The organism is Acidovorax sp. GW460-11-11-14-LB4 (assembly GCF_059423685.1).
Map to the genome: position 1 here is coordinate 1 of NZ_JBWKYJ010000107.1, position 11,677 is coordinate 11,677.

11 protein-coding genes are annotated in these 11,677 nt (G+C 64.6%); 9 read left to right on the plus strand and 2 right to left on the minus strand.

Annotation, left to right across the window (positions count from 1 at the left end; genetic code table 11):
• Positions 1-222: 222 nt before the first annotated feature.
• On the minus strand, positions 223-1,302 hold the full coding sequence (locus AC07X4_RS22780; protein ID WP_494741412.1) for an MBL fold metallo-hydrolase: 1,080 nt from the start codon (positions 1,300-1,302) through the stop codon (positions 223-225).
• Positions 1,303-1,427: 125 nt separating this feature from the next.
• On the opposite strand from AC07X4_RS22780, the gene AC07X4_RS22785 reads away from it, so the two are divergent.
• From AC07X4_RS22785 to AC07X4_RS22825, 9 genes are all read left to right on the plus strand, one after another.
• Positions 1,428-1,823, plus strand: a complete 396-nt coding sequence (locus AC07X4_RS22785) for a MerR family transcriptional regulator (protein ID WP_056057775.1) — start codon at positions 1,428-1,430, stop codon at positions 1,821-1,823.
• Between the two features lie 42 nt (positions 1,824-1,865).
• The gene (locus AC07X4_RS22790) at positions 1,866-2,327 is read left to right on the plus strand and encodes a PaaI family thioesterase (RefSeq protein WP_056743734.1); all 462 of its coding nucleotides are present in this window, start codon (positions 1,866-1,868) and stop codon (positions 2,325-2,327) included.
• 41 nt (positions 2,328-2,368) lie between these two features.
• Positions 2,369-3,559, plus strand: coding sequence for an isovaleryl-CoA dehydrogenase (locus AC07X4_RS22795; protein ID WP_494741413.1), 1,191 nt, complete (start codon positions 2,369-2,371; stop codon positions 3,557-3,559).
• 43 nt (positions 3,560-3,602) lie between these two features.
• Positions 3,603-4,262, plus strand: coding sequence for a carbonate dehydratase (gene can / locus AC07X4_RS22800; protein WP_494741414.1), 660 nt, complete (start codon positions 3,603-3,605; stop codon positions 4,260-4,262).
• A 67-nt stretch (positions 4,263-4,329) separates the two neighbouring features.
• Positions 4,330-6,135 (plus strand): bifunctional isocitrate dehydrogenase kinase/phosphatase, encoded by a 1,806-nt coding sequence (aceK, locus tag AC07X4_RS22805; protein ID WP_436077524.1) that lies wholly within the window; start codon positions 4,330-4,332, stop codon positions 6,133-6,135.
• A 66-nt stretch (positions 6,136-6,201) separates the two neighbouring features.
• The gene (locus AC07X4_RS22810; protein ID WP_494741415.1) at positions 6,202-7,389 is read left to right on the plus strand and encodes an acetyl-CoA C-acyltransferase; all 1,188 of its coding nucleotides are present in this window, start codon (positions 6,202-6,204) and stop codon (positions 7,387-7,389) included.
• 49 nt (positions 7,390-7,438) lie between these two features.
• On the plus strand, positions 7,439-8,518 hold the full coding sequence (locus AC07X4_RS22815) for a DUF695 domain-containing protein (protein ID WP_494741416.1): 1,080 nt from the start codon (positions 7,439-7,441) through the stop codon (positions 8,516-8,518).
• Positions 8,519-8,602: 84 nt separating this feature from the next.
• Positions 8,603-9,271, plus strand: coding sequence for an SDR family oxidoreductase (locus tag AC07X4_RS22820; protein WP_436077526.1), 669 nt, complete (start codon positions 8,603-8,605; stop codon positions 9,269-9,271).
• Positions 9,272-9,325: 54 nt separating this feature from the next.
• The gene (locus AC07X4_RS22825) at positions 9,326-10,456 is read left to right on the plus strand and encodes an acyl-CoA dehydrogenase family protein (RefSeq protein WP_494741417.1); all 1,131 of its coding nucleotides are present in this window, start codon (positions 9,326-9,328) and stop codon (positions 10,454-10,456) included.
• A gap of 63 nt (positions 10,457-10,519) precedes the next feature.
• On the opposite strand, the gene AC07X4_RS22830 is transcribed toward AC07X4_RS22825, so the two are convergent.
• Positions 10,520-11,677, minus strand: a 1,158-nt coding sequence (locus tag AC07X4_RS22830; RefSeq protein WP_494741418.1) for a hypothetical protein, incomplete at its 5' end; no start/stop codon positions are given.

Here is an 11,677-nt window from a genome sequence, read left to right on the forward strand (position 1 = left end):
CCGTGTGAAAGTAGGTCATCGTCAGGCTCTTACAGCCCAGAAAACCCCAGTCAGATATGACTGGGGTTTTTTGCTTTTGGGGCGCACAAAATTATTTAGACCAGCTATGCGCCTATATCGGCTCACACGCCTTTCCGGCGTTGATCACCATCTATCAGCGTGGCTGAGTGTGCTATTTGATTGCTGCTCAATAAGCGCTGGTCGGCCACGCATTGGGTGCGGTTATATACCGTTCGGTGCGCGAAATCTCTGAACCCCGGCTTGGTCGAGAAAGCGCTCCAGCTTCCCATCCATCCACAGATGATGAAGATGTGCCAGCGCCTCACCCATAGCAAAAGTCATCTGGTGGGTGTCCAACTGGCGTTGAAACAGAATTGGCAAAGTATCCGCAGCGCTTAGTGCGCGGCTGTGCGCGGCTTGCAAAATCTCAGTGAGCCGCTCGCGGTGATGGTCTTGTAGCTGTGCAACGCGCGTACCCAGGCCTGTAAACGGCTTGCCATGCGATGGGAGTACCAAGGTGTCTTTTGGTAGATCCAGATACCGCAAGAGCGAGGTCAAGAACAGTTGTAGCGGGTTGGCTTCTGGCTCGCTGGCGTGGACACTGACATTGGTCGAGATGCGCGGCAACACCATGTCTCCGCTGATCAAGGTGGTCAGCTCAGCGCAAAACAATGCCATGTGCTCGGGCGCGTGGCCGTAGCCGCTGATGCAACGCCAGGCGCGGCCCCCGATGTTCAGCGTGTCGCCATCCATGATTCGTCGAAAACGGGGTGGGAGAGCAGGGACCAGGGTCGGAAAATACGAAGCGCGTCCTCGCACATGGTCTAAAAAAGACGGTTCTTGTGCACCGTGCAGCGCATAAAAATCGGCCCCTGCTTCCCCGCCAAACCCCTGCGGGTCATAGATGGCGACACGCGCTACGTTGTAGTCCGTGGCACTGACCCACAAGCGCACATCCCAGCGCTCGCACAGCCAATGTGCCAGCCCGATATGGTCTGGGTGCATGTGGGTCACGATGACGCGAAGAATGGGCAAGCCCTCCATGCAGTTTGCAAATATCTGCTCCCACTGCGCGCGGCTCGCAGCGCTGTCGATGCAGCAATCCACCACGGTCCACCCGTCCACCAGCACACCGCCAGCATCCGGCTGGCGATCGCGCAGCAGCCACAGATTGATGTGATCCAGGGCAAAGGGCAGGCCCATACGGATCCAATGCACTCCAGGCGCCACCTCCGAGGTGGCGCCCTCGACGGGCAGCGCGTCGCCGAGCGGGTAGTGGATCTGGTGTTCAAGTGGATTCATGGAGGCGGTGTGATGGGTTAGCATTGACGTTAACGTAAACGTCATGCACTCGATGCATTGTAGGGAGCTGCCGCCACGCGGCTGTCTCCTGTGCGAAACCGATACTGCTGTGTGCAGCACCCACCATGGCCAATACCTACACCATCAGCGACCTTGCCAAAGAGTTCGATCTCACCACCCGGGCGATCCGTTTTTATGAAGACATGGGCTTACTGCAGCCTGAACGCACCGGCGCCGCAGGCCGCAACCGGGTGTACAGCGCACGCGACCGCACGCGACTTCGCCTGACGTTGCGGGCCAAGCGCCTGGGACTGTCTCTCACGGAAGCCAAGGAGATCATCGACCTCTATGACAGCCCCCGCGATACCGGTGTACAGCTCCGCAAGTTTCTGGACGTGCTGGTGGTCCATCGCAAACAACTCGAAGAGCAAATGGCCGATCTGCAGGCCAACCTGGAAGAGGTGCGCGAGCACGAAGAAGAGGCACGCACGCTACTGGCCAAGGTAGAAAAGCAAAATTGATCCATAATTGACGTTTACGTAAACGTAAATCAGGAGACTGCAGTGAGCACGCCCCCCTTTGAGCCGCGTTGCATCGACTTTGCCGACCGCGTGCGCGACAGCTTTGCGCGGCAAGGGGCCATGCAGACGCTTGGCGCGTCGCTAGGATTGGTGGCGCCAGGTGCTGTAGACATTGAACTCCCCTGGGCCGCCGCCCTGACCCAGCAGCATGGATTTCTCCATGCGGGCATGGTGTCCACCGCGCTGGATTCCGCCTGCGGATATGCCGGTTTCACCCTCATGGCGGCAGATGCCGCCGTGCTCACCATCGAATTCAAGATCAACTTGCTGGCCCCTGCCAAAGGCGAGCGATTCCGCATGGAAGGACGGGTGCTGAAGCCCGGCCGCACCATCACCGTCTGCGAAGGCCGAGCCTTCGCTATCGACGGCAACCAAGAAAAGCTGGTCGCCACCATGGGGTGCACTCTCATGGCGGTCACCGGGCGCGACAGCATCCAGGGCTGAGCCCTGCCCATTTCCCTACCTTCTACGAGGAGACAAACCCCATGAGCATTCCCTCCAACCTTCCCGGCCTCAACTTCCAGCTGGGCGAAGATATCGATGCCCTGCGCGATGCCGTGCGCGACTTCGCGCAGGCAGAGATCGCTCCCCGCGCGGCCGAAATTGACCGCAACGACCAATTCCCCATGGACCTGTGGCGGAAGATGGGTGATCTGGGCGTACTCGGCATCACGGTGCCCGAGCAATATGGCGGCGCCGCCATGGGCTACCTCGCCCACATGGTGGCGATGGAAGAAATCTCCCGCGCCAGTGCGTCGGTGGGCTTGTCCTATGGCGCACACAGCAACCTGTGTGTGAACCAGATCAACCGCAACGGCAACGAGGCACAAAAGGCCAAGTACCTGCCCAAGCTCATCAGCGGCGAGCACGTGGGCGCGCTGGCCATGAGTGAGCCCGGCGCGGGCTCCGACGTGATCAGCATGAAGCTCAAGGCCGAGGACAAGGGCGGCTACTACCTGCTCAACGGCAGCAAGATGTGGATCACCAACGGCCCCGATGCGGACACCCTGGTGGTGTATGCCAAGACCGAGCCTGAAATGGGCGCACGCGGTGTCACGGCTTTCCTGATCGAGAAGGGCATGAAGGGCTTCTCGATTGCGCAAAAGCTCGACAAGCTGGGCATGCGCGGCAGCCACACGGGCGAGCTGGTGTTCCAGGACGTCGAGGTGCCTGCACAAAACGTGCTCGGCGGCGTGAACAACGGTGCCAAGGTATTGATGAGTGGCCTGGACTACGAACGCGCGGTGCTGACCGGCGGCCCGCTGGGCATCATGCAGTCCGTGATGGACAGCGTGATCCCTTACATTCACGACCGCAAGCAGTTCGGCCAGAGCATTGGCGAGTTTCAGCTCATCCAGGGCAAGGTGGCCGACATGTACACCGTGCTGCAGGCGGGCCGCTCGTTTGCCTACACTGTGGCCAAGAACCTCGACATGCTGGGCACCGATCACGTGCGCCAAGTCCGCAAGGACTGCGCCAGCGTGATTCTGTGGTGCGCCGAAAAGGCCACCTGGATGGCCGGCGAAGGCGTGCAGATCTATGGTGGCAATGGCTACATCAACGAGTACCCGCTGGGCCGCCTGTGGCGTGATGCCAAGCTGTACGAAATTGGTGCCGGCACCAGCGAGATCCGCCGCATGCTGATTGGCCGCGAGCTGTTTGCCGAGACCTGCTGACCTGCGACAACTGATCGACCAACCCTCACACACCAAGGACCCCATGCCTTCCTCCATCGACGACCTGTTTGTTCACAACCGCGCCTGGGCGGCCCAGATGGAGCGCGAGCGGCCCGGCTTTTTCACCAGCCTGCTGGCGCAGCAGAAGCCCAAGTACATGTGGATCGGCTGCTCCGACAGCCGGGTGCCCGCCAACCAGATCACCGGGCTGGAGCCTGGTGAGGTCTTCGTTCACCGCAATGTGGCGAACGTGGTGGTGCCGACCGATCTCAACTGCCTGTCTACCATCCAATACGCGGTGGACCAGCTGCGCATCGAGCACCTGATGGTGGTGGGCCACTACGGTTGCGGCGGTGTGCTGGCCGCGCTGGAGGGCACGCGCGTGGGCCTGGCCGACAACTGGATTCGCCATGTGCAGGACGTGCGTGACCGCCACCGCGACCTGATCGCCGCCACCGCGCCTGAGTGGCGCCACGACGTGCTGTGCGAGCTCAACGCCATCGAGCAGGTGGTGAACATTGCACAGACCACCGTGATGCTGGACGCCTGGGCCCGGGGCCAGAAGGTTACGCTGCATGGCTGGTGCTATGGCCTCAAGGACGGGCTGATCAACAACCTGCACATGTCGGTGGACAGCACGGAAGGCCTCGAATCGCTGTACAAGGCGGCAATTGCCGGGGTGGCCGCAACCCGGCGGCAGTAGGCCTGCCGCCGCCTTGTGTCTGCCGAGCGACGGTTGCGCTGACGAAGAAGCCAATAGGCCCGCCACCATGTTCCCGCAACGCCTTGATGCGCCCCAGGCCTACGGCATTGCCAAGGCCATGATGGACGGCTTCAACCGGCATTACCGGTTGTTCCGCACCGAGTCCGCGCGCGCCAAACACCGTTTTGAAACCGCTGACTGGCACGGCCAGCAGCGGGCACAGCGCGAACGCATCGAGTTCTACGACCTGCGGGTGAAGGAATGTGTGCGCCGCCTGGAGAAAGAGTTCGAGGCCGGCGCGCAGCCGATGGATGTGTGGCACCAGGTCAAGCTGCACTACATCGGGCTGCTGGTGAACCACCACCAGCCCGAGCTGGCCGAAACCTTCTTCAACTCGGTCACCACCAAGATCCTGCACCGCACGCATTTCCACAACGACTTCATCTTTGTGCGGCCTGCGGTCAGCACCGAATACATCGAGAACGACGAGCCTGCTGCGCGGCCCACCTACCGCGCCTACTACCCCACGCGCGACACGCTGGGCGACACCTTCCAGGCCATCGTCGAGAACTTCCAGCTGCAGCGCGAATTTGCCGACCTGCCACGTGACACCGCTTGTGTGGTGGGCGCCATGCGCAGCCGGCTCGACAAGGTGAGGCTGCGCACCAACTTCCAGATCCAGGTGCTCACCAGCCTGTTCTTTCGCAACAAGGGCGCGTATGTGGTGGGCAAGATCATCAACGGCTTCAACGAGGTGCCGTTTGCGCTGCCCATCCTGCACGACGACAGCGGCAAGCTGACCATCGACGCCGCGCTGTTCGGTGAAGACGACATGCAGATGCTGTTCAGCTTTGCCCGCGCCTACTTCATGGTGGACATGGAGATCCCCAGCGCCTACGTGCAGTTTTTGCGCAGCCTCATGCCTCGCAAGCCGCGCGCCGAGATCTACAACGCCCTGGGCCTGGCCAAGCAGGGCAAGACGCTGTTCTACCGCGACTTCCTGTACCACCTGAAGCATTCCAGCGACCAGTTCCGCATCGCGCCGGGCATCAAGGGCATGGTGATGCTGGTGTTCGACCTGCCGAGCTTCCCGTTCGTGTTCAAGCTCATCAAGGACTACTTTCCGCACCAGAAGGAAACCACGCGCGAGCAGATCAAGGCCAAGTACCTGCTGGTCAAGCAGCACGACCGCGTGGGCCGCATGGCCGACACGCTGGAGTACAGCGAGGTTGCCTTCCCCCGCGACCGCTTTGACGATGCGCTGATTGCCGAGATCGAAAAATTTGCCCCCAGCCAGCTCGAAATCAGCGACCGCGACGGCGACGGCCAGACCGAGGTGATCATCAAGCACCTCTATATCGAGCGGCGCATGATCCCGCTCAACATCTACCTGCAAGAGGCCTTTGACACCGGCCTGTCCGACCCGCGCGCGCGCCAGCAGATGGAGCACAGCGTCATCGAATACGGCAACGCCATCAAGGACCTCGTGGCCGCCAACATCTTCCCCGGCGACATGCTCTGGAAGAACTTTGGTGTCACGCGCAACGGCAAGGTCGTGTTCTACGACTACGACGAGATCGAATACCTCACCGACTGCAACTTCCGCCGCGTGCCCACGCCGCGCAACGAGGAAGAAGAGATGAGCGGCGAGGTCTGGTACAGCGTGGGCCCGCGCGATGTGTTCCCCGAAACCTTTGGCCCCTTCCTGCTGGGCAACGACGCGGTGCGCGAGGTGTTCATGCAGCACCACGCCGACCTGCTCGACGCCGCGTTCTGGCAGTCGCACAAGGAGCGCATCCAGGCGGGTCATATGTTTGATGTTTTCCCCTACGACGCGGAGCGGCGCTTTGCGCAAGGCGCTGCGGCCCGCTGAGCGCCCGCCAAAACCCCGGTTTTCGTCCCCACTTTTCCTCAGACCCTTACCCAGGAGACCTTCACCATGTCCATCCAAGACCCCATCGTCATCGTTGGCGCTGCACGCACCCCCATGGGCTCGTTGCAGGGCGACTTCTCCAGCCTGGCCGCGCACGACCTGGGTGGCGCCGCCATCAAGGCCGCCATCGAGCGTGCAGGTGTCTCGCCCGACGCCGTGGGCGAAGTGCTGTTTGGCAACTGCCTGATGGCCGGCCAGGGCCAGGCACCCGCGCGCCAGGCGGCGTTCAAAGGCGGCCTGCCCAAGGGCGCGGGCGCCGTCACGCTCAGCAAGATGTGCGGCTCCAGCATGAAGGCCGCAATGATGGCGCACGACATGCTGCTGGCCGGCACGCACGACGTGATGGTGGCGGGCGGCATGGAGAGCATGACCAACGCCCCCTACCTGCTGCAAAAGGGCCGCGGCGGCTACCGCCTGGGCCACGACCGCATCTTCGACCACATGATGCTCGACGGCCTGGAAGACGCTTACGAAGCGGGCCGCAGCATGGGCACCTTTGGCGAAGACTGCGCGGCCAAGTACAGCTTTACGCGCGAGCAGCAGGACGCGTTTGCCACCGCCAGCGTGCAGCGCGCCAAGGCGGCCACCGAGTCGGGCGCCTTCGCGGCCGAGATCGTGCCCGTCACCGTCAAGACCCGTGCGGGCGAGACCGTGGTGTCGGTGGACGAAGGCCCGGGCAAGGTCAAGCTCGAGAAGATCGCCACCTTGAAGCCCGCGTTCAAAAAGGACGGCACCATCACCGCCGCCTCCAGCTCCAGCATCAACGACGGCGCGGCCGCGCTGGTGATGATGCGCGAGTCCACCGCGAAGAAGCTGGGTTGCAAGCCCGTCGCCCGCATCGTGAGCCACGCCACCCATGCGCAGGAGCCCGAGTGGTTTGCCACCGCCCCCCTGGGCGCCACACAAAAGGCACTCGCCAAGGCCGGTTGGCAAGTGGGCGATGTGCAGCTGTGGGAGATCAACGAAGCCTTTGCCGTGGTGCCCATGGCGTTGATGAAGGAATTGGACCTGCCCCATGACAAGGTCAACGTGAACGGTGGCGCCTGCGCACTGGGCCACCCCATCGGCGCCAGCGGTGCGCGCATCATGGTCACGCTGATCCATGCCCTCAAGGCGCGCGGCCTGACCAAGGGCCTGGCCACGCTGTGCATCGGCGGTGGCGAGGCCACGGCCGTGGCGCTGGAACTCGTCTGAGGCCGCTGGCTGGAGATGGGATGATCCCCGACTTTGCACAAGGACCGCGATGACCACTCCCTCTCCCGCCATCGGCGCCTTCTGGCGCGCGTTTTCAGATGCCCAGGCATCGCTCCAGGCCCAGCCGCTGCGCGAGCGCGTGGGGGCGGCCAATGCGCTGATCGATCAGCACCTGGAAGGCCTGGCGCTGGAGATGTCCGGCGACGATGCCGATGCCGTGGTGGACCTCATCGTCACGGCCCATGGCAGCATCGAGCGGTTTCCGTTGCTGGCGCAGGTGGTGGCGGCCGCACCCGCGCTGCCGCACTACCGCGTGCGCGCGTTTCGCGCGCGCACCACGCAGCCGGACTTTCCCATCGGCATGGAAGGCTTTGAGCTGGCCACGTCCGAAGTGCTGGTGGCGCTGGAGCAGGATGGCGGGCAGGCGGCGCTGGAGATCCGCTTTGGCCGCGAGATCCCCAGCGACTACCAGGACCATGCGCGCAACATGGCGTTCATCATGCTCGACCATGTGCTGGGCGAGTACGACTTTGCCGTGAAGGTGGGCGCGGTGGACTTTGTGGGCGAGCCCGGCGACACCCACACGCCTTGGGTGCCGCTGAGCCAGCTGCCCCCAGTGTTCGACCGCTACTGGACCGACACCCTGGGCCACACCGGCCACTTTCCCACGGGCGATGCCGAGTGGGACGGGCTGGAACTGCAGTTTGATTGCCCCATCGACGAGGACGGCAACGAACTGCCTCCTGACGACATCGACAGCGAAGACGCGCCCGAGACCGGCGTGGTCATGGTCAACACCAGTGCCAGCGCTGTGGCCATGCGGGCCGACCTGGCCTATGCCCTCACCGTGGACCTGGCGGTGCCCGACAGCGACACACTGACCGCCGTGCAAGACCTGCACGAGCAAGCAGCCACGCTGCTCCAGGTGCCGCAGCTGGGCATTCTGGTGTTGACGCTGATGCGCGCGGGCCGCCGGCAGGCGCTGTACTACGTGAGCGACGAGCAACTGGCCAAACAGACCCTGGCACCCTTGCTGCTGCGCGACGAGGCGGCATCGCTGGAGATGAAGGTGGCGTACGACCCCGCGTGGTCGGGCTATTTCGAGTACGCCGGATACCTGTCTGCCTGAGTGGGTGCCGCTGTTTTTTTTACTCCTGAATTGATAGCTGTTGGCGCATGATTCACTAGCGCTTGCGGCATATTGGGCTTGAAAATGAACTCCATACTCGTGATGGGCGCGTCCCGGGGCATCGGCCTGGAGCTGGTGCGCCAGTACACCGAAGCCGGGCGCCGCGTGATCGCCACCGTGCGCGACGACGCCGGCCGCGAGCGCGTGCTGGCGCTGGGCGCCGAGGCGCTCACCGTGGATGTGGCCAACCCCGCCAGCGTGAGCGGCCTGGCCTGGCAGCTCGACGGCGAAAAGCTGGACCTGGCGCTGTATGTGGCCGGTGTCATCCGCCGCCCCAACGCGCTCACCCCACCCACGCAGCAAGACTTTGATGCCGTCATGCACACCAACGTGCTGGGCGCCATGCAGGCCATTCCGCAGGTGGCGCCCCTGGTGGTGGAGGCGGGCGGCGTGTTTGCGTTTCTGTCGTCCTCCATGTCGCAGATCGGCAGCGTGCAAAGCAGCGGTTCGTGGCTGTACCGCACCAGCAAGGCCGCGCTGAACATGGCCGTGGCCGCCGCGCAGCACGACTACCCCGGCGCCACGCTGATCACCATCGACCCCGGCTGGGTGCAGACCGACATGGGCGGCGGCGGTGCGCCGCTGACGGTGGAAGACAGTGTGCGCGGCCTGCGCAGCACGCTGGCCAGCGTGACCGCTGCCGACAAGGGCCGCCTGCTGCACTACGACGGCCGCCGCGCTGCCCACTGGTAGTCCGCAAGCCACCAAGCCCCCGAATTTTTGAACAACGACTCTGGAGACACTCCCATGCTGCTGACCCAAGACCAGGAAATGATCCGCGACGCGGTGCGCGACTTTGCGCAAACCGAGCTGTGGCCGAATGCCGCACGCTGGGACAAGGAACACCACTTCCCCAAGGAGGCCCACCAGGGCCTGGCCGCGCTGGGCGCGTATGGCATCTGTGTGCCCGAAGAGTTTGGCGGCGCCCACCTCGACTACCTCACGCTCGCGCTGGTGCTCGAAGAGATCGCCGCCGGTGACGGCGGCACCAGCACCGCCATCAGCGTGACCAATTGCCCGGTCAACGCCATCCTCATGCGCTACGGCAACGCGCAGCAAAAGCGCGACTGGCTCACGCCGCTGGCGCGTGGCGAAATGCTGGGTGCGTTTTGCCTGACCGAGCCACATGTGGGCTCCGACGCCTCCGCCCTGCGCACCGCGGCGGTGAAGCAGGGCGACGAATACGTGATCAACGGGGTCAAGCAGTTCATCACCAGCGGCAAGAACGGTCATGTGGCCATCGTCATCGCCGTCACCGACAAGGGCGCGGGCAAGAAGGGCATGAGCGCCTTCCTAGTGCCCACCAACAACCCCGGCTACGTGGTGGCGCGGCTGGAAGACAAGCTGGGCCAGCACAGCAGCGACACGGCGCAGATCAACTTCGACAACTGCCGCGTCCCCGCCGAGAACCTCATCGGCGCCGAGGGCGAGGGCTACAAGATCGCCCTGGGCGCGCTCGAAGGCGGCCGCATCGGCATCGCCGCGCAGAGCGTGGGCATGGCGCGCAGCGCGTTCGATGCGGCGCTGGCATATTCCAAAGAGCGCGAAAGCTTCGGCACCGCCATCTTCAACCACCAGGCCGTCGGCTTTCGCCTGGCCGACTGCGCCACGCAGATCGAAGCCGCGCGCCAGCTCATCTGGCACGCCGCCGCGCTGCGCGATGCCGGAAAGCCCTGCCTGAAGGAAGCCGCCATGGCCAAGCTGTTTGCCAGCGAGATGGCCGAGCGCGTGTGCAGCGCCGCCATCCAGACGCTGGGCGGCTACGGCGTGGTGAACGACTTCCCGGTGGAGCGCATCTACCGCGACGTGCGCGTGTGCCAGATCTACGAAGGCACGAGCGACGTGCAGAAGATCATCATCCAGCGCGCGCTGGCCTGAGCCAGGGTGCCACTGTGCCCGGCCCGCAGTGCGCGGGCCTTTCGGGCGCAGCTCAAAAAACGCTCAGCCCCTGAGGCGCAACTCGCGCTCCAGCAGCGCCAGACGCTCGGGCTCGGCGTGGTGCCGGGCCACTGGCTGCACGCTGGCAAACACGGTGCGCCCCATTTCGGCGCGCCCGCTCCAGGCCAAGGCCAGTGCGTAGTCGCACGTGCACACGGCCAGTGAGGGCCAGGCGCCCGGAGCCTTGCGCACCAGCCCCAGAAATTGCTCACACGCCTTGCCCAGGTGGCTGGCGGCCTCGCCCGCCCGGGCCGGGTCGCGCAGCGCAATCATGCCCCGCACCCAGTCGATGAACGCTTGCCCGTGGGGTGGCAGCATGGCGGGCTGCAGCGTGTCCACGAGGCGCTGCGCTTCGTCGGTGTGGCCCGCGCGGGCCTCACCCAGGGCCAGGTCCAACTGCAGAGTGGGCTCTCCCGGCCGCTGCGCCATCAGCTCGCGCAGGCGGGCGGTAAAGCCCGCATGGTCGCCCGTAGCCAGGGGCAAGGTATAGATGCGGGCCAAGAATTCGCCTTCGTCCGCCGGGCGCATGGGGTGGATGCGCAAGCGCAGGATGGCGGCGTCCACCCCTTCGGCGCGCGCCTCGAACCAGGCCATGCGCACGGCGGCGTCCCAGGCGGGCTGCCGCAAGAACGCATGCCGTTCGGCCGCGCGGGCCAGCCGCTGGGCCAGCAACTCGAGGCGGGGCAGGTCGCCCGTGGCGTGCGCGTGCAGCATCTGCTGGTACGTGCGCTGAAACTGGTGCATGTAGGCAAAGACCCCCAGCGGCGCCAGCATGGCCAGTACCAGAATCCCTTGCACCCATGGGCTCCACTGGCGCCACACGGCAAGCGCCACCAGGGCCGCGCACACCAGCAGCCAGGTACCGTTGTTGCGCAACAGCTGGCGCAGCGTGGTCCACAGGCCGGGGTTCTGCTGCGCTTCGATCTGGTCGCGCGCCAGCTGGCGCAGTGCCTTCACGTCCAGGGTGCCCAGTGCGTCATCCGCCATCTCGGTCATCGCACGGGCATACAGCCCCGAGGTGTGCAGCTGCACCTGGGTCAGCGGGGGCTGCTGCAGCGCCGCAATGGCCTGCATGGCTTCTTCGGCCGTCTGGGCATGCACAAACCCCTCGGTGGGGCGGCCCTTGGCGTCTTGCGCCTGGTACAGCCAGCGGGGCTGGCC

What these genes read in the sequence shown, in the direction of transcription:
- AC07X4_RS22780 (WP_494741412.1), bottom strand. Translation starts at nt 1,302, where the DNA reads ATGAATCCACTTGAACACCAGATCCACTACCCGCTCGGCGACGCGCTG.
- AC07X4_RS22825 (WP_494741417.1), top strand. Translation starts at nt 9,326, where the DNA reads ATGCTGCTGACCCAAGACCAGGAAATGATCCGCGACGCGGTGCGCGAC.
- AC07X4_RS22785 (WP_056057775.1), top strand. Translation starts at nt 1,428, where the DNA reads ATGGCCAATACCTACACCATCAGCGACCTTGCCAAAGAGTTCGATCTC.
- aceK (WP_436077524.1), top strand. Translation starts at nt 4,330, where the DNA reads ATGTTCCCGCAACGCCTTGATGCGCCCCAGGCCTACGGCATTGCCAAG.
- AC07X4_RS22820 (WP_436077526.1), top strand. Translation starts at nt 8,603, where the DNA reads ATGAACTCCATACTCGTGATGGGCGCGTCCCGGGGCATCGGCCTGGAG.
- can (WP_494741414.1), top strand. Translation starts at nt 3,603, where the DNA reads ATGCCTTCCTCCATCGACGACCTGTTTGTTCACAACCGCGCCTGGGCG.
- AC07X4_RS22795 (WP_494741413.1), top strand. Translation starts at nt 2,369, where the DNA reads ATGAGCATTCCCTCCAACCTTCCCGGCCTCAACTTCCAGCTGGGCGAA.
- AC07X4_RS22810 (WP_494741415.1), top strand. Translation starts at nt 6,202, where the DNA reads ATGTCCATCCAAGACCCCATCGTCATCGTTGGCGCTGCACGCACCCCC.
- AC07X4_RS22815 (WP_494741416.1), top strand. Translation starts at nt 7,439, where the DNA reads ATGACCACTCCCTCTCCCGCCATCGGCGCCTTCTGGCGCGCGTTTTCA.